Below are 24,877 nucleotides of genomic sequence, written 5' to 3'. Positions count from 1 at the left end.
GGTCCTGTGGTGACCTCTGCCGCACTCGGCTTTGCAGCTGGTATCGGGATCACGCTTCTGTTGCAGCGTCGACGCCGTGCCCTGGCGTCCAAGCGTGCGCCCAAGCAGCGCTCCATCGTCTTGAACGCTCCCCAGCTGCTGGCCTGGATTGATGCGGCCACCCAGGGCTGGGTGATTTTGGCCCCGGATCACTCCATTGCCTACATCAACGATCGGGCCGAACGGCTGCTGCACATCCCCTCCAATCGCCTGGTTCGTGGCATGAAGCTCCGGGATGTCCTCGATATTCCTGCCTTGGAGGAGTTGATCTTCAGCAGCCGCTATCAACTGCGTCCCCAGCGTTGTGAATGGGATCAACAGGGGACCCCGCTGGAGGCCGTTGTTCTGCCGGGCAGTGATGAATGCTGGCTGGTGCTGATCCAGAGCCGTCAGTCCCTCGAAGCCCAGCAACAGCAGCAGGAACGCTGGGTGAGTGATGTGGCCCATGAGCTCAAGACTCCCCTCACCGCCCTGATGCTGGTGAGCGATCGGCTGGAACTTGCCGTCAAGGAAGAAGACACGGCTCTGGTGCAACGGCTGCAGAAGGAACTCCGGCGTCTTCAGCTGCTGGTGGAAGACCTGCTGGAGCTGTCGCGGTTGGAGAACAGCCTGCCCCAGGACGACAGCGACCATGTGCCCCTCACCCTGGAGGATCTGGTGGACAGTGCCTGGGGATCCATTGGCCCGATTGCGGAGGAACGGCGGGTGACGCTGCAGCTGGACCGCAGCGAATCCGGGCCCCTGCTTGGTGATCAGCGCCGTTTACACCGTGCGGTGCTCAACCTTCTCGACAATGCACTGCGCTACTCCCCGGAGGACAGCAGCGTTGATGTGAGCGTGCGCCAGAGCGGCGGTTGGTGGTCGCTCAGCATTCGTGACCATGGCCCTGGATTGAGTGAGACCGATCTCACGCGCATGTTTCAACGCTTCTATCGGGGGGATCCTTCCCGCGCCCGCTCCAACCGCAGCGGCAGTGGCCTTGGACTGGCGATCGTTCAGCAGATCGCCGTGAACCATGGCGGCCGCATCGAAGCTCGTAATCATCCCGTCGGCGGAGCCTGCATGGAGCTGCTGCTGCCCCGAGATCCCCTGGGATGACGCGCCAGCGCCTGCAGAAACTGATCGCTGCTGCCGGTCTCTGCTCCAGACGCCGGGCTGAGGAATGGCTGCAGGCCGGCCGTGTGACGGTGGACGGCCAGGTTGCCCGCGTTGGCGACCAGGCCGATCCGCAGCAGCAAACGATTTGTGTGGATGGTCAGCCCTTGCCGTGCCGTGGTGTGGCAAGGGTGCTGCTGATGAACAAGCCGGTGGGTGTGATCTGCAGCTGTGATGACCCCCAGGGTCGCCGCACGGTTCTTGACCTGCTGCCTCCGGAGCATCGGGCTGGTCTTCACCCCGTTGGTCGTCTGGATGCCGACAGCCATGGCGTGCTTCTGCTCACCGATCTGGGTGAGCTCACCTTGAAACTCACTCACCCGCGTTACAGCCACGCCAAGACCTACCGGGTGTGGGTGAAGGGTGTGCCACCGGAGCCGGTTCTGGACCGCTGGCGTCGGGGTTTGCCCCTGGATGGGCGCTTGACCCGCCCCGCCAGGGTGCGCCGGTTGCGGGCTTGGGGCGACCGTTCACTTCTGGAGATTGAGCTGCGGGAAGGTCGCAACCGACAGATCCGCCGGATCGCGGAAGCCCTGGGCCATCCGGTGCTGGACCTCCAGCGCACGGCGATTGCCGGGTTGCGGCTCGGTGATCTGGCTGAGGGGTGCTGGATCTGGTTGAGCGAGGGAGAATGGAAGCCCCTGCTCGAGCGGGCTGATTCGATGAATCTGCCCAACAGCCCATGCGACTGAAGCGTCCAGGACTTTGGTGGCGACGTCCCCGCAAGGGGGCCAGCCCTGATGCCGGCACGGTTGAGGCCCAGGAGCAGCAGCGTCTGGATCTGGGGCTGATGCTGCGGCGACGCCGTGAGGAACTTGGCCTCTCGCTTCGTGATCTGGCCAATGAAACCCGGATCACCACCCCCGTGATCGAGGCCCTGGAGCGGGGCTGGCGTGATCGTCTGCCAGAGCGGGCCTATCTCGCCTCGATGCTCCCTCAGATCGAGCGTCGCCTGGCCCTGCCCGGTGGATGCCTCGATCCCCTGCTCCCCCCGCCGGTGTTGCTCCGCCGCGGACCCGCTAAAGCGGGTTTGGGCCGCTTCACCCTGGGCAACATCGATGTGTTCACCACCTGGCAGGGAACGGTCGTTTACGCGGCGGTGATCGCCTTCAGCCTGCTGGCCATCAACCGTCAACAACAGGACCTGGCCCTGCGCAACAGCCTCAGCCTCGAGCCCGTGCGTGCCGACGTTGAGGCGATCACACGAGGCCCGAACCTGGCGAGTTCAGACGAAGGCATCGCGGCCCTGCGACCCCTGGAACAGGTCCAGAAACGCACGCCTCAGCAGTGGCTTGAGCTGGTGCGGGGCGCCCTGCCGCAGTCCCAGGGGGTGCTGGAGGTGGTTGTGGCTGAGCCCAGAGAGCTGCGGCTTTCCAGCGGTGGGGGAGATCGGGTTCAGTTCACGACGAGTGCCGGCAGGTTGACGCTGCAGTTGCTTGCCCCGATTGAGGTCCGCCTGGATCCCCCGGCTGGTGCCGTGGATCAGGTGCTCTGGAACGGAGAGCCTCTGCCTGTGGATCAAGAGCGGCCGGGGATCTACCGGGTCAACAAATTGCCGGCTCCCGAAAGCGACCGTCCCCAGACCGCTCCCCTGCTCCCGTAGCCGCCAAGGGCATTCCCCAGCGCGGCGTCAAAGCTGCGGAGCCTCCAGCTCCAGTTGCCTGTGCTGGTACCTGGGGTGTTGAACCTGGCCCGGTCGTCCAGGTGCATCAGGTCCTGCAGTGGGGCGATCACCAGGCCTGCGGTCGTAGCAAAGGCCATATCGAGCAGATGCCAGGCCGGAGCCGTGATCTCACCATTCACCCGAGCAGCGATGCGACCACGGCTGTCGGCATCCAAAGCGTTCCACCAGCCCAGGGTTGTGGGGTTGTCATGGGTGCCGGTGTAAACGACCCATCGATGCCCATCAGTGTTTTCCGGCAGATAGGGGTTGTCGCGCTCGCCGTCGAACGCGAATTGCAGCACTTTCATTCCCGGCAACCGGAAGGCATCGCGGAGTTCCTCCACATCCGGTGTGATCACGCCGAGATCCTCGGCAATCAAGGGGAGGGCACCACCGGCATCCCTGCGCAGTTTGCGCAGCAGGGCATGACCTGGGGAGGGCTGCCACTGACCATTCTCAGCGGTGCTGTCACCACCGGGGACGGCCCAGAAGGCCGCGAGGGCCCGGAAGTGATCCAGGCGCAGCAGATCCACAAACTCCCGCTGGCGCGCAATTCTTTGACGCCACCAGCGGAACCGCGTGATCCGATGCTGTCCCCAGCGGTACACCGGTGAGCCCCACAGCTGTCCGGTTTCCGAGAAGTAATCGGGTGGCACACCGCTTTGGGTGGTGAGTTGTCCGTTCTCTTTGACGGTGAATAAAGAACGGTTGCTCCAGACATCGGCGCTGTCACTGCTCACATAGAAGGGCAGATCGCCAAACAGCTGGATGCCCAGGTTGGCCGCTTGATGGCGGATCGCCTGCCACTGCCGATCGAGGTGCCACTGGATCAGTTTTTCGCGCAGCAGCGCGTCATGGTGTTGCTCCGCCCAAGCCCGTAGGGCCTTGTTGTCATGCCGGGCCAGGGGGAGCGGCCACTCCCACCAAGCGGTTCCGTGTTGATCGTGCAGGACCTGGAAACGGGAATGGTCGACCAGCCAGGAGCGTTGCTGGTGCGTCCAGCGCATGAAGTCGGCATGTCGCTCTGGGGCTTGATCAGGCCAGGCTGCAAGCAGTGCATCCCCCAGGGCATCGGCCCGTTGCTGGGCGAGGCTGAAGTCCACACTCTCCGCTCCCTCCAGCGGTGCATCAGCTCCTGGAGCAGCCCTGAGGGCTTCATCGCTGATGTATCCCCCCTTGGCCAGGTCCTGGCCGTCGAGAAACCAGGGGTTCAGGGCATTGCAAGAGGGAGAGCTGTAGGGCGAGCCGGTGGGATCCGGCGGGGCCAAGGGCAGCATCTGCCAGACGCCGATGTCATGGTCGGCCAGCAGCTGGAGCCAACGGCGACAGGGCTCTCCAAAGCTGCCGCAGATGGGGCTGCCCGGCAGGGCGGTGGGATGCAGCAACACCCCGGTACTGCGCCCAGGTTCAGCCTTGGCCTGGTCAACAGTGGACTGATCCATGGGGGCCTCTTCGTCTCCCAAGGATGGCTGCTTCAGAAAAGTGCGGCATCCCCCAGGTCCTGCCCGGCCATGCCCTCCCGTGCCACACGCTCGAAGAACTGCTCCAGCGTGTCGGTTCCATAGGACGGAGTGGCGTCCGCGTCGTAGCACTGCTTCTTCTCGTCCCAGACGAGCATCGATTCGCTGGCGTAGTAACGGCCGATTCGTCCAAACTCCGCCGTGTCGTTGATGCCCGGGAACAGCCGAGCCAGGGCATCCAGAAGGGCGATCGGTGCATCCATCAAGGCAATTGGCACCGACAGCATCCGCTCGGGCTTGTTCAGCGCACGGAAGAGCATCTCTCCCTGCTCCCGGGCGCTCAGCGCCGGACCCGGCCCCCCGATGGGCAGCACCTGGTTGCGTTTGGACTCGTCATGGATGCAGTCCGCCATGAAACGGGCCAGATCGCCTTCGCTGATCGGCTTGCAGCTGGCCATGGTTCCGCCTCCGAACATCACATAGGGGCCACCCTTGCGGCAGCTTTCCACCTGACCGCCCAGGCTTTTGAAGAAGGCGGTGGGGCGAACGATGGAGTGGGTCATGTCCTCGTCCGCCTGCAACACGGCTTCGAAGGCCAGCTTCGCCTTCTGAAATTCCAGCAGTGGTTTCTGCACACAGATGGCTGAGAGCAGCACGAAATGGGCCACCCCGGCCGCTCGTCCCTGCTCATAGGTGTTGAGGGTTGCTGCATGGTCAATCGCCCAGGAATCCTTGCGGCCGCCGGTGCGGGAGGCCAGGCAACTCACCACCACATCCGTGGGTTGATCGAAGGCCTCGGCCGCGATCGAGGCTGGATCGGTGACATCCCCGAAGCGCACCTCAGCTCCGGGGAAATCGGCGATGACCTCGTCCTTGCTTTGGCGACCACCGATGCCGCTGCGGTCGCGGGCGAAGGCCATCACCTGGTAGCCCCGTTCCACCAGCTCCTTCACCACAAAGCGGCCGATGTAGCCCGTGGCTCCGAACACGACTACGCGCACCTGTTCGGGTGGTCGGCTGCGGTAGTCGTGGCGGAGGGACATCGATGACGGCTTCACGGGGGCCAGGCTAGGAACTGGAGATCTGGGCGAAACTAAGCGCCATTGCGGTTGGTCCAGCGAAATGAACTGGTTCTCGCCACCCCGAGTTCGCGGTGCGCTGCGTGTCGGTTCCGCCGTGCTGGGAATTGGTGTCACCGGGTGGTTGCTGGCGACGCTTTGGCCTGAACCCGATCGTGTTGCCGCGGGCGCTCCGCTGAGTGCGGATCAACCTGAAACTCTGGCCCCCTTCCCCGAGGTCCCCGTCACGGTGTTGGTGATTGGTGTTGATGCGGATCGGCTGGGCGCGGCCTCCAATCAGGCTGCACCCAAAGGGCCTGCCAATGCTGATGCGCTGCTGTTGCTTCGCATTGCGGCTCAGGAGCCGCTTCAGGTGCTCCAGATCCCCACGGAGCTCGGGGTTCAGCTTCCTGACGAGAAGGATCCGGGCAGCCTTGCCCAGTTGTGGCGACGGGGTGGCGTCGGCCTTCTCAGCGATGTCATCCGCGACATTGTTGGCCTCCAGGAGGGTGATCCCAAGCGCTATGTGCTGATGCCCAGAGCCGCCCTACGCCGCCTTGTGGATGGACTGGGAGAGGTAGAGGTGGTGTTGAGCGACTCCTACAAGCGCCAGGACAAGACGCAGGGCTACACCGTCCTGCTCCAGGCCGGGCGACAGCGTCTCAATGGCGCCCAGGCGGAACAGCTGGTGCGCCACCTGCCCGACCCCAAGGCTGTCTCCCAGCGTCGCCAGCGCCAGGACATCCTGGTGGAGGGGCTGATCGAACAGGTCAAGGACCCCAGTGGCATCGCGGTGATTCCTGTCTTGGTGAACCAACTGAACACCGAGGTTGAGACCAACCTCAGTCGTTCGGAACAGCTGAGCCTGGCCGCGGCGATCATTGCCAGCCCTGAACCTGCACGGATCAGCCGCCTTCCCTTGGCCGACAGGGCCGGTGAGCAGACTTTGCGCCAGATCAAAGCCGGTGCCCGCCGTCCCCTCTGGCCCCAGCCTTAAGCGGGGTTCCGCAGCTGCAGTCTCCGGGCCAGGGCGTCGACGCATTCGGCCTGATCCGGATGCTTCTCATCGGGAATCCAGCCCAGCCAGCTGAGACCGTCCCGGCGCCGCGCTGGGCCGTTCCAGCGCCCTTGGAGCTGCACGAGACCGAGCAGCGGCACTTGCAGTTCCCGGCAGAGGGCGGCGTAGGCCGCGGCTGCACCAGGGATGGCGCCGTCGGGTTCTGCACTGGTTAACAGCAGCACCGGTTGGCGCCAGTCTGCAAGCGCCTGCAGCCAGCTGGCATCACCCTTTGCGGACGTTCTGGCTGCGTCACCGCTGAGCCGCACCAGCCCTGTGGCCGCCGGGTTGGTCTGCAGGATTTCAGCGGGTGATGCACCACTGGCCACTGTGGAGAGAGGGCATCGGCAAGCCCGGGCAAGGGCTTCGCAGGCCTGACGCATTTTGAGTTCTGGAAGGGGGCCCGCACCCACCAACAGTGGGAAACCTGTGGACATGGGGGCACTGCTCACCTCTACCATCGGATTACAGCAGAATTCGTTCCGCGGGCGCCGTGACCAGTTTCCTGACAGCAGCCCGTTCCGATCAGGAGCAGTTGGCCCCTGACAGTCGCCGCCTGCGTCTTTTCAGCGGCACTTCGAACCCTGCTCTGGCCAAGGAGATCTCCGCCTATCTCGGGGTGCCTGATGGTCCCCGCGTCTGCAAGCGTTTTGCGGACGGTGAGCTCTATGTGCAGATCCAGGAGTCGATCCGGGGTTGTGATGTGTTCCTGATCCAGCCCACCTGCGCGCCGGTGAACGACCACCTGATGGAGCTGCTGATCATGGTGGATGCCTGCAGACGGGCCTCCGCACGGCAGATCACCGCTGTGGTGCCCTATTACGGCTACGCCAGAGCTGATCGCAAGACCGCCGGTCGTGAATCCATCACCGCCAAACTCACGGCCAACCTGCTGGTGAAGTCCGGTGTTGACCGCGTGCTGGCGATGGACCTGCACTCCGCCCAGATTCAGGGCTACTTCGATATCCCCTGCGATCACATCTACGGATCTCCCGTGCTGGTGGACTACCTCTCGACGCAGGACCTTGGAGATGTGGTGGTGGTGTCTCCGGACGTGGGGGGTGTGGCGCGGGCCCGGGCGTTTGCCAAGCAGATGAACGATGCTCCTCTGGCCATCATCGACAAGCGCCGCACCGGTCACAACATGGCCGAAAGCCTCACGGTGATTGGTGATGTGGCGGGGCGGACGGCGATCCTGATCGACGACATGATCGACACCGGCGGCACGATCTGTGCGGGTGCACGGTTGCTGCGGGAGCAAGGGGCCAAACGGGTTCTGGCCTGCGCCACCCATGCCGTTTTCTCTCCCCCCGCCAGCGAACGTCTGTCCTCCGAGGGGCTGTTTGAGCAGGTGGTGGTGACCAACAGCATTCCAATCCCGCAGGATCGGGTCTTCCCTCAGCTGAAGGTGCTCTCCGTGGCCAACATGCTGGGGGAAGCCATTTGGCGCATCCATGAAGAGAGCTCCGTGAGCTCGATGTTCCGCTGATCGTTGCCTTGGGACCATGGACTGTTGAATGAGCGGGCTTGGTTCGGCTTGATCACGGTTAATCCAAGCCATCCTTGAGGCCCGGTGCTTCAACGGCGTTGGTTCAGCGGTGGAGGCCTCTAGTTGGTGTTGCTCTGGCCAGCCTGATGGCGGGGCTTCCGGCCCCTCTGATGGCCGAGTCTCGATTGGATCGTCTGCTCCGCAACCGCAGCACCATGGGGGTGTGGCTGACCAACAGCCCCAGTCCGCTCTATTACGACCGGAAGCGCATCAGCGCTGCGATGCAGCAGCTGCAGGATGCGGGGTTCAATCGCGTGGTGCCCAACGTCTGGAGCCGAGGTACCACGTTTCATCGCAGCCGTTTTGCTCCAGTGGAGCCACCGCTGCAGAAGGCTGGGATCGGTCTTGACCCCATCTGCACCTTTGCCGCGGAAGGTCGGCGCCGCGGAATCAAGGTGATGCCCTGGTTTGAGTACGGCCTGATGGAGCCGGCCGATTCATCCGCTGTGCGCGATAACCCCAGCTGGGTGTTGGCCAAAGCCAATGGCCAGCGTTGGATGAAGATGCACGGCAACCATCGAATGGCTTGGCTCAATCCGGCCCATCCGGAGGTTCGTGCCCGCTTCATCGGGTTGGTGGTGGAAACCTTGAAGCGCTGTCCAATGGACGGTCTGCAACTGGACGATCACTTCGCCTGGCCGGTTCAGTTCGGTTATGACCCCACCACCGTGGCGCTGTACCAGCAGGAGATGGGAGTGGCCCCCCCAAGGGATCACAGCAATCGACAGTGGATGAAATGGCGCCGTAATCAACTCACCTCTCTCTTGCGTGAGTTGCGGCAACGTCTCAAGCAGGAGCGCCTCTCCACCAGAATTAGTCTTTCTCCAGGTCCGTTCCGTTCGGCCTACAACCTCTGGCTGCAGGACTGGGAGCTCTGGGCTTTGGGCGGGCTGATCGAAGAGTTGGTGGTGCAGAACTACGCCTATTCCGTTCGAGGATTCGCCAAGGACTTGGATCAGCCGGCGCTGCGCAAAGCCCGCAGCTGGGGCATCCCTTCGCAGATTGGCGTGTTGGCGGGATTCGGCAAACGCACCACCTCGATGGCCGTTCTGGAGCAAAAAGTCCGCCTGGCCCGCCAGCGCGGTCATGGCGTGATCTTCTTTTACTGGGAAGGGCTATGGGGCAAGCATGTGGCGGAGCGGTATCGAGATCCTCGTCGCGCGGCATTCACCAGATTTGGATCTGACTGACCAGAAGATCCTGCTTGACATGAGCGTTGTTCGGGTCGAGGTCGACTGCGATCAAAAATTTCCTTCGATAAAATATTTTCTTGACTCTCTGAAAAGCGATGCTCCGAAGTCCTGTTTAGCTGCATGAAACAGTTCACCGAAACCAGTTCCGAACCCTATGACCGTCACCACTACCGCGTGTGGTTGTGTGATGGGTCGTTCAAGGATGTTGAGAGCTACGACGAAGCGCAACGCATTTGGTATTCCAGTAAGACAAGGCCAAGGACGATAGAAGTGATGCAACCGAAGGGACGCAAGAGTGCAAAAGGTTTTTAGGGATTTTGGTGAACTTGCTAGTAATTAATCAAGTTTCGATCGATTCACTTGGCTGCAGTGAGCTGTTTTACCCAAGATGATCCGCGTTAAAACTGCAATCTCGCTACGATGTTTATTGTGTAATTTTTGCTTGACTCTTTTGGCTCGTAATTGATGTGTTCCACATTGATTTTTTGGAACAGCTCTTCGGAGTTCAATAGCCGTGAAGCTTTGGGATTTATGAATGATGAATCAGTTTGAACTCAACCAGATTCGCTCCAAGCTTCGCAGGCTCGACCTCGATGATCAGTTCGTCGAGAAATACATCGATAAGCTAATCAGGAACAAAGAACCGTTTGTTACGGCATCGAAGTCCATTGACCGTTGGGATAAGAAGGATTCAGGTCAATTTGTTCTCCAAGTACTCGCCTGCGGATTGATTGCAGCCCTGGCTGGTGGTTGGTTGGCCGTTGTTCAGTAGCGGAGTGTATGGAGCCATGAGCGACGCAAGCTTGATCGCCCTGTTCAGCGTGGGGATGGCGTCGACATCAACAGTTTTGTTCCTGGGCTTTCGGCGTACCTACCGCCTAGAGCAAGAGCGCACATTGATGCGGAGAATGAGGCGACGCCTTGATCGGATGTTCTTAAAGCAAAAGCCATAAATCGGCCTCTCAATCACTTTTGCTCTGCGGTATTGGCTTTGTAGGTGAACAGAAGTGCCAAGCACAGCGTTCCGATCAGTGGACCCGGGGGTAGGTCAACAGCAATCGCCAGCATCATCCCGCCGCCACACAGAAGCAGCCCGGTGCTCGCGCTGCGCAGCATGAGCTCTTTCAGGCTTCGGCTGCGCTCCACGTGCATCAGCACCGGAGCGCAAAGCAGGCCGATCACCAGAATTACGCCCACGGCAGTGATGGCGCTGATCACCACGAGGGCAGTGATCAGGCTGCAGATCAGCCGAATCAAGAGAACCGGTCGTTTGGCAATGGCTGCTCCCTCGGGGTCGATGCCAACGAACACCAGGTCTCGGTAGCCCCACAGCAACATCGCCAACAGGGCACCGGCTGAGATGGTTGTCCGCAGCAGATCTGTTGTGGTGGCAGCCAGTAGATCGCCGAACAGAATTGTCTCCAGGTCCACCCGTGCCTCCAGCAGGGGCACCAACAGCACGCCCAGGGCGGTGAAGCCGGCCAGAACGGTGTTCATTGCGCCCTCTTCCCTGCCCTTGAAGCGTCGGTTCAAGCGTTCAGCCACAAGGGCGCCCAGCAGGCCACTGATCAGGCCACCGATGCTTGGGTCGATGCCGATCGCCAGAGCGATCACCAAACCGGGCAGAACGGAATGGGCCATCAGGTTGGCCAGCAGCACCCGGCGTTGGGTGATCAGCAACGCTCCAGTTGCTGGACAGATGGCTCCGATCAACAGCGAGATCGTCAGAGGCAGAAGCCACCAGATGTCGGGTTCAACCACAGCAGTGGCTCCCCATCATGCAAGTCAGGTCGCTCAGTTTTTCTCGAACCATGTTGGGTGATCCGTTGGCCAGGATTTGGCCGTCCATCACAACAACCTGGTCGTAACTGTCGAGGGCGCTGCCCCAATCGTGGCTGCTCACCAGCAGCGTCTGACCGGCTTCCGCCTGATCCCGCATCACCTTGAGTAGATGGTCTCGCGTCGGCGGATCGATGGCGCTGCAGGGTTCGTCCAGCAGCAGGATGTCGGTTTGCTGCATCAATCCTCTGGCCAGCAGGACGCGTTGTTGCTGTCCGCCGGAGAGCTGGTTGAGGCGTCGTGATCCCATGGCTCCCATGCCGACGCGTTCCAGCAGCTGTTCGCAGTGGTCCGCTGCAGCGGCTTCGCCTTTTTTGGGCGTCCCCAGCTGCACCATGTCGCGGGCGGTGATCGGAAACGACCAATCAATGGCTGCCCGTTGAGGCATTAGGCCGATTGGCTTGCTGGTGTTGACCGTTCCTTGGCTGGGTTTCAATCGCCCTTCGATCAGATGCAACAGCGTTGACTTGCCGGCTCCGTTGGGCCCCACCAGCGCCGTCAGTGTTCCTGCTTGGAGTTGCAGGTTGACGCGGTCGACGGTGTTGCGACCTCCGTAGCTGAAGCACAGCTCTGTTGTGCTCAGCACGCACGACGAATGGCTCATCAACTCTTCGGTGGCCGGACTTGGGCCTCTTGATGTTTTGCACACCCCATGTTGGCGAGGGATCAGGCACTGGGCAAAATGATAATCATTCTCACTGGGTCGTCCATGCGTCCTGTTTTGGCTCGATCGGCGGGGGTCAGTCTTGCTCTGGCCATTGGAGCTGCACTTGTTCCGGCCCATGCGGCTCAACCTGTGGTGGTGGCCGTCGATGGCACGCTGTGCGATCTCACCAAGACCCTTGCTGCCGGTGCCGCCTCGGTCACGTGCCTGATCCCTCCTGGTGGTGACCCCCATTCCTATCGCTTGAAGCCCAGTGATCGCAGCCAGATCGCCAAGAGTGATCTGGTTCTGCACATCGGTTTCGGACTGACTCCTTCCGCCAAAAAACTCAACTCACCGGGAGCAGTTGTGGCCGTCGGTGAAGTCGCCCTGCCGTCCTATGGCGGTAGCGACCCCCACGTTTGGCATGATCCGGCCAATTCCGCTGCGATGGTGCGGGTCATCTCCCGCTCTCTGGCCCCCGCTCTGCTGGCCAGTGATCGTGCGGCCTTGCAGCAACGCACCGCCCAGGCTGTGGCTGTCTTTCAGGCTCTGCAGAGCTGGGAGGCCAATCAGTTTGGTTCTTTGCCCTCAGCGCAGAGGGTCATGGTGACCGATCACAAGACCTACAGCCATCTTGCGGATCGCTTTGGACTGGTTGAGATCGCGATGTTGGACAGCCACACCACCGGTGGCGTGTTGCGGCCCTCCAGTCTCAAAAGAATCACCCAAGAGGTGAAGGCTTCTGGTGCCAAAACCATCTTTTCCCCTGCGGCTACCCCGAACAAAACCCTGAGGCGCATCAGCAAGAGCACCGGCTTGCCAATTGCGGCAACACCGCTCTACGGGGAAGGCATTGCTGCCGGTCGCAATGCTGTTTCGACGGCGACCCTCAACGTCTGCACGATCGTCAATGGCCAAGGCGGTTCCTGCGACACCGCTGGAGCCAATGCATTGAATGCGCAGTGGTCATCGATCCGGTGACATAACGCCGCTTTCCTCTCTGATCTTTTTCTCTTCCGTCTCTTCTCGTCTCATGTTCCGTTCACGTCTTGCTCTTCTGGCTCTTCTGTTGAGCCCGTTCGCCTCGATGTCACCTGCCGAGGCCCATGGCTCCCATGGTGGTGGTGGAGAGTCTCTTGAGGCCGGTGAATTCGACTTCACTCCCATCATCACCATCGAAGGGCATGGTGGTTTTGATATCAACCTTGAGGGAGATCCCAAGCATTACGCCATTGATGGCATGTTTGGTGGCGTTTTTGAGTGGGGCCTCGATAATGGCGGCTCTTTCGCGATCGAAGCTGCCATTGGGCCTGCTTTGGTTTGGGGAGAGGCTGAACACTTTTACGGCAAGGTTCATATCGATGATCACGACGATGATCATGAAGAAGATCATGATGACCATGAAGAAGATCATGATGACCATGAAGAGGATCATGATGACCATGAAGAAGATCATGATGACCATGAAGAAGATCATGATGACCATGAAGAGGATCATGGCGATCACGATGATCACGAAGGTCATGATCATGGTCATGACCACAGCCATGACACCGACTTCAAACGTACCGATATCAAGGGCTTTCTTCAGGCCCGTTATGCACCCAATGACCGCTTAAGCATTGCTCTTTCTTGGAATCCTTATTACGTCACTAAGGATCAAGGTGAGGATATTCAGGGCTTGAAGAATGAGCTTGGGGCAAAAGTGACTTGGGCTCTTGGTGATGGAGATGTGAACTTTGCCCTCGGCGATGGTATCGAGGATCTGGTGAATGGTGTTTACCTATCAGTTGATCACCGTCAGGGTTGGGAGTCTGATGGAATGTATGTGGGCAACTACACCGATCCTCGTGTGGGCTTGGGATTCACATTCGGCGGTGATGAAATCTCCTTGATGATTGAGGCTGGCCCTCGTTTCTATGTCCCCGGCAGCTACGCAGGATTGGATCCGCGCACAGACTTGGCTGGTGAAATCGAACTTTCGGTTCCCGTCGGTGATGCAACGCTGTTTGTCCACTGGCAGCAGACCTACAGCTGGGAAGATGCGCCGGGCTGGGGTGAAGGCTGGCAGCACCATGTCGGCACTGGCGTGACATTCACCTTCTAAGTCTCAACAGTCGGTTGAAATTTGTTTGATCAGGAGGGCAGTTTTGCCCTCTTTTTTTATTGCTCAGCCTGCATGCAGCCACTGGGCTTCGCTGATGGGCGTGTTGATCACCTTGATGAGCTTCAAGCTGTCGCTATCGATCAGGCCGGCACGGGCATGGCTTTGGTTCGGTCGCGTCAGCGTCATCAACAGCTGGTTCGTCACCGGGTTCCACTGGATGGGGCTGCCCGCCTTGAGCGTCCATGGCGCCAGGACCCTGCGTTGTGTCATCTCTCCCGCGTCGCTGATCAGCACCAGTTCGTGATTGCCCCGTTGCTGTTCCCATCGCCCCAGAACAGCCCAGATCCGTTTGCCGCGGTTGTCGCAGGCCACCCCCAGCACCGCTTGATCACCGAGGTGCAGTTGCTTCGGCGCTTGCCCTGGAACCACCAGCTCAATCGAGCGCCTGTAATCCGGCCAGTGCCGGACCAGCACGGCCCGTCCTGAGGCACCGCAGAAGGCCCCCAGCTCCCGGCTCCCCGGCAGCATCTGCGGCTTTTGCTCGGTTGCTTGCAGGGGCCGAAGGCTCAGACCGTCATAGGTGGGCATCACTACGCCCCCTCCAGCCGGCAGCAACTGCATCGGCCCGGAGGGTTTCAGTGCCAGAGCCTTCCGTTTGCCATCGGCCTGCAGCAACAGGGCTTGGTCGCTGCCCGGCTGGAACCCACCGCTCTGCACCAGCAGATCGCCATTGAGATTGCTGCTGAGATGGGCGAAGAGCACCTCCCCTTTCAACAGCGGTTCCGTGCGGCTGAGCGTCGGCGGCCCCAAGGCCGCCAGACGGTTGGCCGTGCTGCGGGGCTTTAGCTGGTCCCACCACACCTGTTCGGTGCCGTTCTGATCGCGTCCCACCAGCGCAATACCCCGGCCATTCCCAAGGGGGACGACGCTGGGGATGGCGGGCCAGACCCGACTGATCGGCATCCACTCTCCCGATCGCGTCTGCAGTTGAACCTGCTCGCCTCCCGGCACAGGCCGCGTCGCGATCAGCCAGGGTCTCGGGTCCCACCACCATTGCTGTTCTCCCAGCGGCAGTCCGCGTTGGTCCGCCCCTGCGATCGATAGCTCGAGCGGAGCCGTGAGCACGACCTCCGCATCGATCACCATCCGCAGCGGTGTCGTCTCCCCGAGCCATTGATGGGGCACGGTTGGAGTGATTCGGGTGGCCTCGTTGACACGGGGCCGATTCATCGGGCGACTGAACTGCAGATCCAGAGCTGCGCTGCCGCTTTGCACCTGTTGCGGCACCAGGCGCAGCAGCCGGGGAGGCTGTCGCAAGAGCAGCTGTTGCTGCGCCAGAACCGCAGCACAGGCCATGAGCATCAGCAGCAAGGGCCGCCGCGTCATGGTTCCAGGGGCCGCTCGGGCCTCGCAATCAGCGTGATGTTTTGGGGAATCACGACGGGGAGGCGCCGTTCGCTTCGGGTTTGCACGCTCATCGTTCCCTCGATGGCCAACCACTGGTTGGTTTTTGGTGTGAACGACTCCGGCCATTCCACCGCCAGACCAGCGGGCGTGGCGTCAGCCAGGCAACAGCGCACCGTGAGCCTGGCGATCAGCGGTGGGCCCTCGGGCTGCCTCCAGACAAAACCGCTGATGCGCACAGGATTGCCCGCCACAAGATCCGGGTCGGGCTGGCTGCGCAGCAAGCGCACCCATTCCGTGAGGCTGCGTTGTTCGGGGGGCAGAACGAAGGCCAACTCCGGTGGATCGGGCAGGCCCTGGGGGCGGTTGCTGGCCAGATCGCTGAAGGAGGGACTCGGCGGAAGGATCAGCACCAGCGCAGCCATCACGCCGCTGAGCAGCCAAGGCAAGCGCCAGCGTTCGTTTTGCTTCTCTCTTTTCAGCAGAAGGGCCACGCCCAGCATCAGCAAGATCAGGCCGGTGCCCCCCACCAGGCCATGGAAGACCCCCCGCAGCAGCAGATCGAGCCGACCGCTGTGGAAGCTCCACAACAGCGTCAGGCTCCAGAGCAGCAGCAGGGTTCCGCGCTTCAACACAACCGGCCCCTCACAGCAGCCACAGGTTGATCCACTGACCGATCAGCAGCACCCCAAGACTGGCACTGATCGCCGTGATCAGGATCGCCTTTGGCCGCATCAGTACGGTGAACAGGCCTGCGAGTTTGAGATCCACAACGGGGCCCAGCAAGAGGAAGGCCAGCAGGGCTCCTGGGGTGATCTGAGCCGCAAACCCCAGGGCAAGAAAGGCATCCACGCTGGAGCAGACCGACACCACCACCGCCAGCAGCATCAAGGCCAGGATCGATGCCGTCGGCGCGCCCCCTACGGCCAACAGCCAACTGCGTGGCAGCCAGGTCTGCACCAGGGCCGCAATCACGCAACCCAGCACCAGTAGTGCCAAAAGATCGAGAAATTCGCGGCAGCTCTGGTCCAGCACCTGCCAGGCCTGGAGGCGCCGGCCGCTCATGGATCGGGGGGGGCTGGGTGATCCGCCGATCACACCACTGCTGCGCTGGAGCAGCCCCAGATTGCTGAGGGGTTGGCTCATGCGGCGTTCCTCCAGAAGTGCGGTTGCCAGGAGCTGCGTCTCGGGCAGTTGCACCAGCAACAGACTCAGCAGGATCGCCAGCAGAAAGGCCCCCAATGGCCGGGCCACCAGCAGCCAGGGCTGATCAGGAAACGCGGCCCAGGTGCTGGCCAGCACGATGGGATTCAGCACCGGGGCTGCAAACAGAAAGCCGAAGGCCGTGCCCATCGGTGCCCCGCTGGCCAGCAGACGGCGGGCGACGGGAACGTTGCCGCATTCGCAGGCCGGGAGGGCAAAACCCATCAGGGCCCCGATGATCGGAGCCAGCACAGGGTTCTTGGGGAGCCGTTCGATCCAGGCACCCGGGGGCACCGCCCATCGGGCCAGCCCTGCGATGGCAACGCCGAGCAGCAGAAACGGAACGGCTTCCAGCAGCAACCCCTGAAAGATCGCCCAGGCCGTGGCGAGCTTGTCCAAGCGTTCGGGCGGCAGTTGCTACTCAACGTTCTCAGGTTGTGTCCTGAAAGGAAAGACAGGAGACGCTTTGTTGAGCAGATGTTGAGACGCGCGAGATCAGTGCTTGGATCCTTAAGGGATGTTTAAGGAGGTGCAGGATGTGGGACCTCGGTTTATCTGTCTTTCTCGCGCTGTCCGGTGTGAGTGTTGTCGAAAGTCCCCGTGACTGCCGTGATCAACCGGGCCTAATGGGTGGCTACATCACTGGCACGAATCTGATTGAGCTTTGTCATGCCAACGTTCATCGTGCTGATCAGGACCTTGAACGGGTGCTGCGCCACGAGATGGTGCATGCCATTCAGGAAAATTTCGATCTTCGGGAGTCGCTGATCCCTGAGCCACTACTCACCTGGCTGGTCCGCTGGACCATGGATGACCGCGAGGTGATGACGGTGCTGCTTTACGACGAGCACGAGACGGACCAGGAGTTCGAGGCTCGGCTCCTGGCCAACCTCCCCAACTGGGTTGTGGGCTCTCTGCTTTGGATCAGTGAGCACCGGCACCGTGCGGTTCATGCTGGCCTTCAGCTTCCTCAGCCCTGGGATGTGGTCCCTCTGGAGGCGATTCTGTGGAGGGATCAGTACGCCGTAGCCCGTCGTTGAGTCGGCGCGGCAAGGTGGATTCCAGTTGTCAGTCGCCTTGCGATGGGGTGGTGCTTCTGGATTGATCGCGGTGGCACCTTCACCGATCTGATCGGTCGCGATCCAGAAGGGCAGCTGCACGTGCGCAAGCTGCTCTCGGAGCAGGCCGGTGCTGGAGACCCTGCGGTGTCGGCCATGGAAGCAATGTTGGCGTCGGCTTCTTCCACGATTGCGCTGAGGGACGTCGACGACGTGCGTCTCGGCACCACCGTGGCCACCAATGCGCTGCTGGAGGGGGCTGGTGCATCGTTGCTGTTGCTCACCAATGCCGGGCTGAGGGATCAGCTTTGGATCGGCGATCAACATCGCGACGATTTGTTCGCGCTTGAGCAGCCCCAGCGCCCCTTCCTGGCGCAAACGGTGCTGGAGCTGGCCGGTCGGCTCGATGCCCGGGGTGAGGAGGTGGAGCCCCTGGTGCTGGATCAACTGTTGCGGCGGCGTCTTGAGGAGTTGCGCCGTTCCGGCCTGGACGTCGCCGTGGTGGCGTTACTGCATGCCCAACGCAACCCAGTCCATGAGCAGCGCTGCGCCGCATTGCTGCGGGAGCTTGGCTTTCGCACCGTGGTTTGTTCCCACCAGGTGAGCGTGATGCCCCGCCTGGTGCCGCGGGGGCAGACGGCGTTGGTGGAGGGGGCGGTGCATCCGGTGCTGGATGGCTACCTGCAGCAGGTGCAAGGGGCGTTGGGCGCCGCCACACCACTGCGGGTGATGACCTCCAGCGGAGCGTTGCAGGCTCCAGACAAGCTGAAGGCCAAAGACACCATCCTTTCGGGGCCGGCGGCCGGGATGGTCGGGGCGATCGCCGCGGCACGGATGGCCGGCTTTGACGGGGTGCCGGTGCTGGGCTTCGACATGGGCGGCACCTCGACGGATGTGTTCTGCGTGGCTTCCGCCGATGCGCAGGCCTTGCGGCAAGTGAAAGAACAGACCGAGATCGCTGGCCTGCAGTTGCTGGCCCCACGTCTCCCGATTGAAACCGTGGCGGCCGGAGGTGGATCGGTGCTGGAGCTACAAGGGGAGCGGCTGCGGGTTGGGCCCCGCTCCGCTGGAGCCCAACCGGGCCCGGCCTGTTATCGCGCCGGCGGACCGCTCACCATCACCGACGCCAACCTGCTGCTGGGGAGGCTTCAGGTGGACCGCTTCCCGGCGGTGTTCGGCCCGTCCGGGGATCTGCCACCGGATGTGGAGGTGGTGCGGCATCACTTCGCGGAGCTCGCGGCAGCGCTGGGGCAGACCTCGGAGCGGGTGGCATCTGGGGCGTTGCAACTGGCGGTGGAAACCATGGCCGCTGCGATCCGCAGGGTGTCGCTGCATCGCGGTGAGGACATTCGCGGCGGGGTGTTGGTGGCCTACGGAGGCGCTGGTGGTCAGCACGCCTGTCGCCTGGCGGATGAACTGGGGTTGAACACGGTGCTGTTGCATCCCATGGCCGGTGTTCTCTCCGCCTTCGGTATGGGTCAGGCCCGCCAGCGCTGCCGGCGGCAGGTGCATCTCGGCGTTGCCCTTTCCTCTGATCTGTTGGCGGCCCTGCCGGATCAGGTGGAGCGGCTGATGGGTGAAGCGCAGGAGACCTTGAGTCGCCAGGGGGATCGCGCTGATGCCGATGCGGGCGAGCCAGAGGTCTGGGTCAACCTGGCCCTGCGTTATCCCTCTGCCGAGCAGACCCTGGTGCTCACCTGGTACGCCGAGCAAGGCGTTGATGCCGTGATCTCGGCTTTCCAGGCGAGCCATCAGCAACGCTACGGCTACTGCATTGATGCCGATCAGGCCCTAATCGTCGAACAGCTCAATGTTGAGGTCACAGCACCCCAACAGTTCGATGCCACAGCCACAGCTGAGATGGCCGAACCAAGACCAGGGGTGGAGACATCCCCGCAGGTGTCGATGCACCTGGAGCTGAGCGGCTGGACGCAGGCTCCGTTGCTGAACCGCAGTGCTCTGACACTGAATCAGCGGATTGAAGGCCCGGCCTTGATCGCCGAAGCCACTGGCTGCACGGTGCTGGAGCCAGGCTGGCAGGCCCGGGTGGCGGAGGGGGGCACGCTGTTGCTGGAGCGCTCGTATCCCGCAGACGGATCACCGGTGCTGGCACAGGCCGATGGCCACGACCCGTTGCAGGCGGAACTGTTTCGCCACCGTTTCATGGCGATCGCTGAACAGATGGGGGAACAGCTGCGGCAAAGCAGTCGCTCCGTGAACATCCGCGAGCGTCTGGATTTTTCCTGTGCGTTGTTCGATGCCACGGGTGCTCTGGTGGCCAATGCCCCCCACATTCCGGTGCACCTTGGATCGATGGGCGACAGCGTTCGCGACCTGCTGGCCCAGGTGGCGACCGGTGATGTCGCACCGCTGCAGCCCGGCGACACGCTGCTCAGCAACGATCCTTTCCATGGCGGAACCCACTTGCCCGACATCACCGCCATCTCGCCGGTGTTCTGCAACGGGGATCAACCCAGCTTCTTTGTGGCCAGCCGTGGCCATCACGCCGATGTGGGTGGCATCGCTCCCGGGTCGATGCCGTCCTTCAGTCGCACCATTACCGATGAGGGCCTGCTGCTCCGCAACCAGCTGTTCGTGCGTCAGGGCCGGGTTCTCGCCGGTGATTTGGAAGCGGTGTGGAGCGGCATGGCGACGCCGCCCCGCAACCCTCCGGAACTGTTGGCCGATCTGCAGGCGCAGGTGGCGGCCAATCAGGCGGGGATTGTGGCGCTGCAATCCCTCGTTGAGCGGGAGGGTAAGACCCTGGTGCAACGGCAGATGACCCTGCTGCAGCAGGAGGCAGCCCGCAGTGTTCAGCGGTTGCTCTTGCGCCTAACGGACGCCCGGCATCAGTTGGCCCTCGATGACGGCTCCTCTCTGGTGGTGCAGGTGAGCCTTGATCCCAAACGGCAACGGTTGCGTTTGGATTTCAGCGGAACATCGCACCAACGGCCGGGCAATTTCAATGCCCCTCTGGCGGTGACGCGGGCGGCCGTGCTGTACGTGATCCGTTGTCTCCTCGACAGCGATATCCCCTTGAACGAGGGCTGTTTCGCACCGCTCGATCTGGTGGTGCCGGCGGGCTGTCTGTTGAATCCCTGCTCCCCTGCAGCTGTAGTGGCCGGCAACGTCGAGGTGTCTCAGGCCCTCTGCAATCTGTTGTTTGCGGCCTTCGGTGCCCAGGCTGCCGGCCAGGGAACGATGAACAACTTCAGCTTCGGCAATGGCCGCTGCCAGTACTACGAAACGGTGGCTGGTGGTGGCGGCGCTGGTGAGGGCTTTGCCGGATCGGTGGGCCTGCAGTCGCACATGACCAACTCGAGGCTGACGGATCCCGAGGTGCTCGAGAGCCGTTATCCGGTGCGCTTGGAATCCTTCGCGGTGCGCTCCGGCAGTGGCGGTCAGGGCCGTTGGCCCGGGGGCGCCGGGTTGGAGCGCACGATCCGTTTCCTTGAGCCGATGAATGTGTCGCTGATCAGTGGCTCGCGGCAGGTGCCCCCGTTCGGGCTCAATGGTGGGGCCAGTGGTGCCTGTGGCGAGAACCTGCGGCTGGACCGCGACGGTGTCGCCCACCCTCTGCCCGGTGCCGTGCAGCTGGAGCTCCAGGCGGGTGAGGCCATCCGCTTGCTTACCCCAGGGGGAGGCGGCATGGGACGTTGAGGGGGGATGCCTTCTGGTGGTGTGATGCCGATGCGATCACAGGGTTGGTGGTTCGGAGTGCTGCTGGGCTGCAGCCTCAGCGGTGCTGCCCATGCCAAAAGCCTCGATCAGCAGGTGTTCCAGTTGCAGCTGGTGATGGATCAGATCCGTCTGGCGCGGTCTATGGGGGATCGTGTTGGCGTTTGCGTTGAATCCCGCCGGGCCAACAACCTTGTGCTCGATCTTCTTCCGGCCCTGCAGTTACATCGTCCGGGCCTCAATCACGCTGCCTTGCAAGACAGGATCCTGTTGGGATTCGACGACTGTTAAGGCTCTTTGACCGTTGTTTGGTTTGGATCAACCTGACCCCAAGGTTCAAGTTTCCCTGTTGCGGAGATCAAAAGCCTGATTCAGATCATTGCTCCACTGGGCTTTTGCAGAAGTTTCAGGGCTGATGAGAACAGGGTGATGCCGAAGAGTGTCCCCAGAGCCCAGACGCTGTCACTGGGCCACTCGAGCACCAAGAGCAGGCCGATGCCTGCTGAGAGCAAGCCATCGAGCAGCACAAGCCCGGCCATCGGCGCTTTTGAACTTGCCCCCGCCGCCAGTTCCATAATCCCCTCCACCAACACCACAACCCCGGCGAAGAGGGTCAGGCTGATTTCTCCTTCGATGGGGTCAATCAGGATGAACAGTGCCCCACCGATGTAAAGCAGGGCGGAAAGCAGACGGAACAACTTGCCGCTGGCCTGGTCTTGGCCGAGCCGCAGCAGTTGACTCACCCCTGCGGAGAAGGCAATTCCACCAAGCGCAAGGGTGAGCAGCGTCGCCGAAATGAACGGCAGAAGGATCGCAGCCACGGCACCCAAAATCAGCAGGGCTGCTGCAACTTGCCTCTGACGCTCAGGGGACATAACGGCAAGTCATCTAAATCGAATTTAGGCCCGTTTTTTTAGAATCAGCATGACGACCCATTGTCGATCGGCCTCTGCGGATTCAATCTGAATGCAGCAAAGCTGATGGCATGGGTTTGCTTCAAACAATCCAGGGACGGTTGCTTCAGTACGACTCACCGTCGCGGCAGTTGCAACAGGACCATTTCGACGCAGCCCGACGCCTGGCGCAGGCTCAATTTCAGCTGGCTGATGCCGAATTAAGCCAACGCCTTTGGCAGGACGTGGCTGATCGTGATCTCGATGTTGATCGGATCCTGAATCTTCTCTATGGCTGCTGGTTCCAGGATGATCCCGCGGCGCTGCGTGCTGCCGACGCTGCGTTTCAGTCGCGCCGCGAGCGGGAGTTGATCCCAGGGGTGTTCGAACACTGCTGAGGATTTTGGGCCTGGGAAATTGTTGTGCTGAACTGACGGATCCATTGGTGGCGGCGTGCTGTTGATCCCAGAGATCCAGCCATGAACATCGTTGTCTTCAACCGTTCGGATTGGCTGGATGAACGGAATGTTCGTCTTGTGGATCGGCGGGCGGATCACATCCGTTCGGTGCTTCGGGCCGCAGTGGGCGACAGCATCCGGGTTGGTGAGCTGAATGGCGATCTGGGCCAGGGCCGAATCTGTGCGCTGGATGCAGATGCAGTGGTGCTGGAGGTGGACCTCAACAAGCCACCGCCGCCCCGCCATCGGTTCGACATTGTTCTGGCCCTGCCGAGGCCCAAGGTGCTGCGCCGCCTGTTCCGCACTGTGGCCGAATACGGGGTGGCCAACCTGCATCTGATCAACAGTGCCCGGGTTGAAAAGAGCTATTGGCAGTCGCCTTTGCTTGCACCCGAGAAGATTCACGATGCCCTGCTTGCTGGGATGGAGCGCGCCAGCGACACGGTGGCGCCCCGGGTGCATCAGCACAGGCGCTATCGCCCCTTTGTTGAAGACCAGCTCAAGGAGCTTTGTGCCGGACGCCCCTGCTGGATGGCCCAGATGGGGGCCTCTCTTCCGTTACGCGACACCCCACCGGGGGCTGCCGTGGTGATGGTGGGGCCGGAGGGTGGTTTTGTGCCGTTTGAACTGGAGTTGGCTCAGGCGGTGATCGCGCAGCCTGTGCATCTGGGATCGCGCACCTTGAGCGTGGACACGGCCCTCACCACCGCGCTGGCCCAGGGATGATGGTGATGCGTGTGTTGCTTCAACGGCGACGGCAATGAACGATCTGGCTGGATTGCAAGCTCTTGTGGAGGACGTCGGGTCCGGCAACGTCATCGATGCCGAACTGCTCGATGGGTGTCCGGTGGAAGCCCACGAACTGGATGAAATGGATGCGTCCCAGGCCGCGCAGGTCGCCGCCCATTGCTTCGGCCTGCTCTTCGATCACAAGGTGGAGCAGCTGGAGGGAATCGAGGCGGATCTTGATGCAGGCCTGTGGACCGGAACCGTTGATGGCTTCGGATTTCGGATCAGTCGTGATGACGTCGGCGATCTGGTGCTCGATTTCACGAGCCAGCAGGCGTGACAGTTGATGATTTGCGGAACGACCTGACGGCCCGGCTTGGTGAGCAGGTCGAGCAGGTGTTCAGCCGGGATGGAGCCCCTGTTGATGACATCACCGAGCTCTATCAGCCGTCTCCCGCTGGGTTTGGCGGCCAGCTGCGATTGAAACGGAGCGGCCGCCGCCTGGCCTGGGAGCTCTGGCTGGAAGACGGTGATCGCTGGAATTTCCACACCACCGATCTTGCCGATGCATCGTCACAGACCGAATAAACGTTGATCAGGCGCGAAGGCCAGGCGCCGGTAGGGTGGGGTGCTGGTTTCAGCGGGGAACAGCCGCTGGAGGAAACGGGGAAAGAGCAGTGAAAATCTGCCGCTGTCCCGCAGCTGTGAAACGTCGGCTCTCCGCCCACGTCAGTCAGAACGCCCGCCAGATCAAACCGACGAGGATCGACTTTTGAATTCTTTGCCACTGGCCCTGCGCAGGCCGCTGCAGATCGCCGGCCCTTCGCTTCTGGCGGTTCTTCTCCTGGCCAGTCCGGCGTTTGCCCACCACCCCTTTGGCATGGGCGACAGCACTGCTCTCACCCCCCTGCAGGGATTGCTCAGTGGCATTGGTCACCCGCTTCTGGGTCCTGACCATCTCCTGTTTCTGCTGGCCATCGCCTTCATCGGCCTGCAACGTCCCCGCGCCTGGGTGATTCCTCTGCTGGCTGCTGGCCTGGGCGGCAGTGTTCTGTCGCAGTTCATCCCCCTGCCGGATGCCGTGGCTCCCTGGGCGGAGGCCATGGTTTCCCTCAGCCTGGTGGCGGAGGGTTTGATGGCTCTCACCGTGGCCTCCACCCGTTGGTTGCTGCCGCTGGTGGCCCTGCATGGTTTTCTGCTGGGCAGCACCATCGTTGGAGCAGAACCCACTCCCCTGTTCACCTATTTCTTGGGCCTTCTGATCGGCCAAGGCGCACTGCTGCTGGTGGTGAGCAACTGGTCCAAGAACCTGTTGGAGCGCCTCGGCTCCCAGGGGCAACGGCTTGGTGCTGGTATCTGGATGGGCATCGGCATGGCCTTTGCCTGGGTGGCTCTGATCGACTGAAACCCCTTGTTGCGTCCTGCCCAGATGGCTTGACGCCAAGAGAGGGATGTTGCATCATGGGCACATCGCCCATGACCCATGACGCTTGTTCGGCAACTGCTGATGGCTCCTGCTGCCCTTGGCCTTCTGGCCACCGGCGCTAATGCCGCCGAGCTGAACATCAACGGCGTTTCTGATTACGCGGCCACATCCAGTGGCAACAGCCTTGATCAGGTCACCAGCGTCACCCAATTCTCCGACGTCTACCCCACCGACTGGGCCTATCAGGCTCTGGCCAACCTGG

The 24,877-nt window shown here is 61.9% G+C and carries 26 protein-coding genes, 1 pseudogene and 1 riboswitch; of the genes and pseudogenes, 18 read left to right on the top strand and 9 right to left on the bottom strand.

What is annotated here, in order from left to right; all coding sequences use genetic code 11:
* Nucleotides 1-6 precede the first annotated feature (6 nt).
* From Q3Y53_RS11675 to Q3Y53_RS11665, 3 genes are read left to right on the top strand one after another with little or no spacing between them, the layout of a single operon-like run.
* On the top strand, nt 7-1,137 hold the full coding sequence (locus Q3Y53_RS11675) for a cell wall metabolism sensor histidine kinase WalK (RefSeq protein ID WP_303536270.1): 1,131 nt from the start codon (nt 7-9) through the stop codon (nt 1,135-1,137).
* On the top strand, nt 1,134-1,886 hold the full coding sequence (locus Q3Y53_RS11670; protein WP_303536268.1) for a pseudouridine synthase: 753 nt from the start codon (nt 1,134-1,136) through the stop codon (nt 1,884-1,886). The genes Q3Y53_RS11675 and Q3Y53_RS11670 overlap by 4 nt, the downstream gene beginning before the upstream one ends.
* Complete coding sequence (locus Q3Y53_RS11665) at nt 1,877-2,797, top strand: RodZ family helix-turn-helix domain-containing protein (RefSeq protein ID WP_303536266.1); 921 nt, start codon at nt 1,877-1,879, stop codon at nt 2,795-2,797. Before Q3Y53_RS11670 ends, Q3Y53_RS11665 begins: the two co-directional genes overlap by 10 nt.
* Here the strand turns inward: Q3Y53_RS11665 and malQ are convergent.
* Together malQ and Q3Y53_RS11655 are read right to left on the bottom strand one after the other, a co-directional pair.
* Nucleotides 2,731-4,299, bottom strand: a complete 1,569-nt coding sequence (malQ, locus tag Q3Y53_RS11660; RefSeq protein ID WP_303536263.1) for a 4-alpha-glucanotransferase — start codon at nt 4,297-4,299, stop codon at nt 2,731-2,733. The genes Q3Y53_RS11665 and malQ overlap by 67 nt on opposite strands.
* Before the next feature lie 32 nt (nt 4,300-4,331).
* A complete protein-coding gene (locus Q3Y53_RS11655) occupies nt 4,332-5,360 on the bottom strand; it encodes an NAD(P)-dependent oxidoreductase (RefSeq protein WP_303536261.1) in 1,029 nt (342 codons plus the stop codon).
* A 79-nt stretch (nt 5,361-5,439) separates the two neighbouring features.
* Between Q3Y53_RS11655 and Q3Y53_RS11650 the strand changes: the two genes are divergently transcribed.
* Complete coding sequence (locus tag Q3Y53_RS11650; RefSeq protein WP_303536258.1) at nt 5,440-6,372, top strand: LCP family protein; 933 nt, start codon at nt 5,440-5,442, stop codon at nt 6,370-6,372.
* Here the strand turns inward: Q3Y53_RS11650 and Q3Y53_RS11645 are convergent.
* Nucleotides 6,369-6,869: a hypothetical protein gene (locus Q3Y53_RS11645; protein WP_303536255.1), complete on the bottom strand. Its 501-nt coding sequence runs from the start codon at nt 6,867-6,869 to the stop codon at nt 6,369-6,371. The genes Q3Y53_RS11650 and Q3Y53_RS11645 overlap by 4 nt on opposite strands.
* Nucleotides 6,870-6,925: 56 nt before the next feature.
* Between Q3Y53_RS11645 and Q3Y53_RS11640 the strand changes: the two genes are divergently transcribed.
* The 3 genes from Q3Y53_RS11640 (at nt 6,926) to Q3Y53_RS11630 (ending at nt 9,946) form a co-directional block, all read left to right on the top strand.
* Nucleotides 6,926-7,921 (top strand): ribose-phosphate pyrophosphokinase, encoded by a 996-nt coding sequence (locus tag Q3Y53_RS11640; RefSeq protein WP_226411493.1) that lies wholly within the window; start codon nt 6,926-6,928, stop codon nt 7,919-7,921.
* A gap of 146 nt (nt 7,922-8,067) precedes the next feature.
* Nucleotides 8,068-9,171 carry a glycoside hydrolase family 10 protein gene (locus Q3Y53_RS11635; protein WP_303536250.1) on the top strand — a complete coding sequence of 368 codons (1,104 nt, stop codon included), beginning with the start codon at nt 8,068-8,070 and terminating at the stop codon, nt 9,169-9,171.
* A 541-nt stretch (nt 9,172-9,712) separates the two neighbouring features.
* Entirely contained in the window at nt 9,713-9,946 is a 234-nt protein-coding gene (locus Q3Y53_RS11630) for a hypothetical protein (RefSeq protein ID WP_226424157.1), read from the top strand.
* Nucleotides 9,947-10,140: 194 nt separating this feature from the next.
* On the opposite strand, the gene Q3Y53_RS11625 is transcribed toward Q3Y53_RS11630, so the two are convergent.
* Together Q3Y53_RS11625 and Q3Y53_RS11620 are read right to left on the bottom strand one after the other, a co-directional pair.
* The gene (locus tag Q3Y53_RS11625; RefSeq protein WP_226424156.1) at nt 10,141-10,935 is read right to left on the bottom strand and encodes a metal ABC transporter permease; all 795 of its coding nucleotides are present in this window, start codon (nt 10,933-10,935) and stop codon (nt 10,141-10,143) included.
* Nucleotides 10,928-11,617 carry a metal ABC transporter ATP-binding protein gene (locus Q3Y53_RS11620; RefSeq protein ID WP_303536242.1) on the bottom strand — a complete coding sequence of 230 codons (690 nt, stop codon included), beginning with the start codon at nt 11,615-11,617 and terminating at the stop codon, nt 10,928-10,930. Before Q3Y53_RS11620 ends, Q3Y53_RS11625 begins: the two co-directional genes overlap by 8 nt.
* Before the next feature lie 105 nt (nt 11,618-11,722).
* On the opposite strand from Q3Y53_RS11620, the gene Q3Y53_RS11615 reads away from it, so the two are divergent.
* Together Q3Y53_RS11615 and Q3Y53_RS11610 are read left to right on the top strand one after the other, a co-directional pair.
* Nucleotides 11,723-12,640 carry a metal ABC transporter substrate-binding protein gene (locus Q3Y53_RS11615; protein ID WP_303536240.1) on the top strand — a complete coding sequence of 306 codons (918 nt, stop codon included), beginning with the start codon at nt 11,723-11,725 and terminating at the stop codon, nt 12,638-12,640.
* 52 nt (nt 12,641-12,692) lie between these two features.
* Nucleotides 12,693-13,766 carry a hypothetical protein gene (locus Q3Y53_RS11610; protein ID WP_303536237.1) on the top strand — a complete coding sequence of 358 codons (1,074 nt, stop codon included), beginning with the start codon at nt 12,693-12,695 and terminating at the stop codon, nt 13,764-13,766.
* Nucleotides 13,767-13,829: 63 nt separating this feature from the next.
* Here the strand turns inward: Q3Y53_RS11610 and Q3Y53_RS11605 are convergent, their stop codons facing one another.
* Genes Q3Y53_RS11605 through Q3Y53_RS11595 form a run of 3 tightly spaced genes read right to left on the bottom strand, consistent with a single transcriptional unit; the run spans nt 13,830 to nt 16,772 of the window.
* Nucleotides 13,830-15,152, bottom strand: coding sequence for a hypothetical protein (locus Q3Y53_RS11605; RefSeq protein WP_303536234.1), 1,323 nt, complete (start codon nt 15,150-15,152; stop codon nt 13,830-13,832).
* On the bottom strand, nt 15,149-15,802 hold the full coding sequence (locus Q3Y53_RS11600; RefSeq protein ID WP_303536232.1) for a TIGR03943 family protein: 654 nt from the start codon (nt 15,800-15,802) through the stop codon (nt 15,149-15,151). The genes Q3Y53_RS11605 and Q3Y53_RS11600 overlap by 4 nt, the downstream gene beginning before the upstream one ends.
* Nucleotides 15,803-15,815: 13 nt before the next feature.
* Entirely contained in the window at nt 15,816-16,772 is a 957-nt protein-coding gene (locus Q3Y53_RS11595; protein ID WP_226424151.1) for a permease, read from the bottom strand.
* A 179-nt stretch (nt 16,773-16,951) separates the two neighbouring features.
* Between Q3Y53_RS11595 and Q3Y53_RS11590 the strand changes: the two genes are divergently transcribed.
* From Q3Y53_RS11590 to Q3Y53_RS11580, 3 genes are read left to right on the top strand one after another with little or no spacing between them, the layout of a single operon-like run.
* A complete protein-coding gene (locus Q3Y53_RS11590) occupies nt 16,952-17,413 on the top strand; it encodes a hypothetical protein (protein WP_303536230.1) in 462 nt (153 codons plus the stop codon).
* A 42-nt stretch (nt 17,414-17,455) separates the two neighbouring features.
* Complete coding sequence (locus tag Q3Y53_RS11585; protein WP_303536228.1) at nt 17,456-21,091, top strand: hydantoinase B/oxoprolinase family protein; 3,636 nt, start codon at nt 17,456-17,458, stop codon at nt 21,089-21,091.
* A gap of 24 nt (nt 21,092-21,115) precedes the next feature.
* Nucleotides 21,116-21,400 carry a hypothetical protein gene (locus Q3Y53_RS11580; protein ID WP_303536225.1) on the top strand — a complete coding sequence of 95 codons (285 nt, stop codon included), beginning with the start codon at nt 21,116-21,118 and terminating at the stop codon, nt 21,398-21,400.
* An 80-nt stretch (nt 21,401-21,480) separates the two neighbouring features.
* On the opposite strand, the gene Q3Y53_RS11575 is transcribed toward Q3Y53_RS11580, so the two are convergent.
* Nucleotides 21,481-21,984 (bottom strand): HdeD family acid-resistance protein, encoded by a 504-nt coding sequence (locus Q3Y53_RS11575; RefSeq protein ID WP_303536222.1) that lies wholly within the window; start codon nt 21,982-21,984, stop codon nt 21,481-21,483.
* 110 nt (nt 21,985-22,094) lie between these two features.
* Between Q3Y53_RS11575 and Q3Y53_RS11570 the strand changes: the two genes are divergently transcribed.
* The 6 genes and pseudogenes from Q3Y53_RS11570 to Q3Y53_RS11545 form a co-directional block, all read left to right on the top strand.
* Nucleotides 22,095-22,400 carry a hypothetical protein gene (locus Q3Y53_RS11570; protein WP_226424146.1) on the top strand — a complete coding sequence of 102 codons (306 nt, stop codon included), beginning with the start codon at nt 22,095-22,097 and terminating at the stop codon, nt 22,398-22,400.
* 81 nt (nt 22,401-22,481) lie between these two features.
* Nucleotides 22,482-23,186, top strand: coding sequence for a 16S rRNA (uracil(1498)-N(3))-methyltransferase (locus Q3Y53_RS11565; protein WP_303536217.1), 705 nt, complete (start codon nt 22,482-22,484; stop codon nt 23,184-23,186).
* A gap of 34 nt (nt 23,187-23,220) precedes the next feature.
* Complete coding sequence (locus Q3Y53_RS11560; protein WP_303536212.1) at nt 23,221-23,529, top strand: hypothetical protein; 309 nt, start codon at nt 23,221-23,223, stop codon at nt 23,527-23,529.
* Entirely contained in the window at nt 23,526-23,777 is a 252-nt protein-coding gene (locus tag Q3Y53_RS11555) for a hypothetical protein (RefSeq protein WP_303536209.1), read from the top strand. Before Q3Y53_RS11560 ends, Q3Y53_RS11555 begins: the two co-directional genes overlap by 4 nt.
* 27 nt (nt 23,778-23,804) lie before the next feature.
* A riboswitch (cobalamin riboswitch) is annotated at nt 23,805-23,954 on the top strand.
* 7 nt (nt 23,955-23,961) lie between these two features.
* The gene (locus Q3Y53_RS11550; RefSeq protein ID WP_303536207.1) at nt 23,962-24,594 is read left to right on the top strand and encodes a HupE/UreJ family protein; all 633 of its coding nucleotides are present in this window, start codon (nt 23,962-23,964) and stop codon (nt 24,592-24,594) included.
* 78 nt (nt 24,595-24,672) lie between these two features.
* Nucleotides 24,673-24,877, top strand: a pseudogene (locus Q3Y53_RS11545) (porin); the annotation flags it as partial.

The sequence above is a fragment of the Synechococcus sp. YX-04-1 genome (assembly GCF_030546365.1).
Classification (GTDB): Bacteria; Cyanobacteriota; Cyanobacteriia; order PCC-6307; family Cyanobiaceae; genus Parasynechococcus.
The sequence above is the reverse complement of the archived record's forward strand: the minus strand, read 5'-3'. Positions and strand labels throughout refer to the sequence as shown.

Excerpts from the sequence above, each read along its gene's own strand:
- Q3Y53_RS11670 (WP_303536268.1), top strand. The coding sequence starts at position 1,134 with ATGACGCGCCAGCGCCTGCAGAAACTGATCGCTGCTGCCGGTCTCTGC.
- Q3Y53_RS11665 (WP_303536266.1), top strand. The coding sequence starts at position 1,877 with ATGCGACTGAAGCGTCCAGGACTTTGGTGGCGACGTCCCCGCAAGGGG.
- malQ (WP_303536263.1), bottom strand. The coding sequence starts at position 4,299 with ATGGATCAGTCCACTGTTGACCAGGCCAAGGCTGAACCTGGGCGCAGT.
- Q3Y53_RS11655 (WP_303536261.1), bottom strand. The coding sequence starts at position 5,360 with ATGTCCCTCCGCCACGACTACCGCAGCCGACCACCCGAACAGGTGCGC.
- Q3Y53_RS11650 (WP_303536258.1), top strand. The coding sequence starts at position 5,440 with ATGAACTGGTTCTCGCCACCCCGAGTTCGCGGTGCGCTGCGTGTCGGT.
- Q3Y53_RS11645 (WP_303536255.1), bottom strand. The coding sequence starts at position 6,869 with ATGTCCACAGGTTTCCCACTGTTGGTGGGTGCGGGCCCCCTTCCAGAA.
- Q3Y53_RS11635 (WP_303536250.1), top strand. The coding sequence starts at position 8,068 with ATGGCGGGGCTTCCGGCCCCTCTGATGGCCGAGTCTCGATTGGATCGT.
- Q3Y53_RS11630 (WP_226424157.1), top strand. The coding sequence starts at position 9,713 with ATGAATCAGTTTGAACTCAACCAGATTCGCTCCAAGCTTCGCAGGCTC.
- Q3Y53_RS11620 (WP_303536242.1), bottom strand. The coding sequence starts at position 11,617 with ATGAGCCATTCGTCGTGCGTGCTGAGCACAACAGAGCTGTGCTTCAGC.
- Q3Y53_RS11615 (WP_303536240.1), top strand. The coding sequence starts at position 11,723 with ATGCGTCCTGTTTTGGCTCGATCGGCGGGGGTCAGTCTTGCTCTGGCC.
- Q3Y53_RS11610 (WP_303536237.1), top strand. The coding sequence starts at position 12,693 with ATGTTCCGTTCACGTCTTGCTCTTCTGGCTCTTCTGTTGAGCCCGTTC.
- Q3Y53_RS11605 (WP_303536234.1), bottom strand. The coding sequence starts at position 15,152 with ATGACGCGGCGGCCCTTGCTGCTGATGCTCATGGCCTGTGCTGCGGTT.
- Q3Y53_RS11585 (WP_303536228.1), top strand. The coding sequence starts at position 17,456 with ATGGGGTGGTGCTTCTGGATTGATCGCGGTGGCACCTTCACCGATCTG.
- Q3Y53_RS11580 (WP_303536225.1), top strand. The coding sequence starts at position 21,116 with ATGCCGATGCGATCACAGGGTTGGTGGTTCGGAGTGCTGCTGGGCTGC.
- Q3Y53_RS11575 (WP_303536222.1), bottom strand. The coding sequence starts at position 21,984 with ATGTCCCCTGAGCGTCAGAGGCAAGTTGCAGCAGCCCTGCTGATTTTG.
- Q3Y53_RS11570 (WP_226424146.1), top strand. The coding sequence starts at position 22,095 with ATGGGTTTGCTTCAAACAATCCAGGGACGGTTGCTTCAGTACGACTCA.
- Q3Y53_RS11565 (WP_303536217.1), top strand. The coding sequence starts at position 22,482 with ATGAACATCGTTGTCTTCAACCGTTCGGATTGGCTGGATGAACGGAAT.
- Q3Y53_RS11560 (WP_303536212.1), top strand. The coding sequence starts at position 23,221 with ATGAACGATCTGGCTGGATTGCAAGCTCTTGTGGAGGACGTCGGGTCC.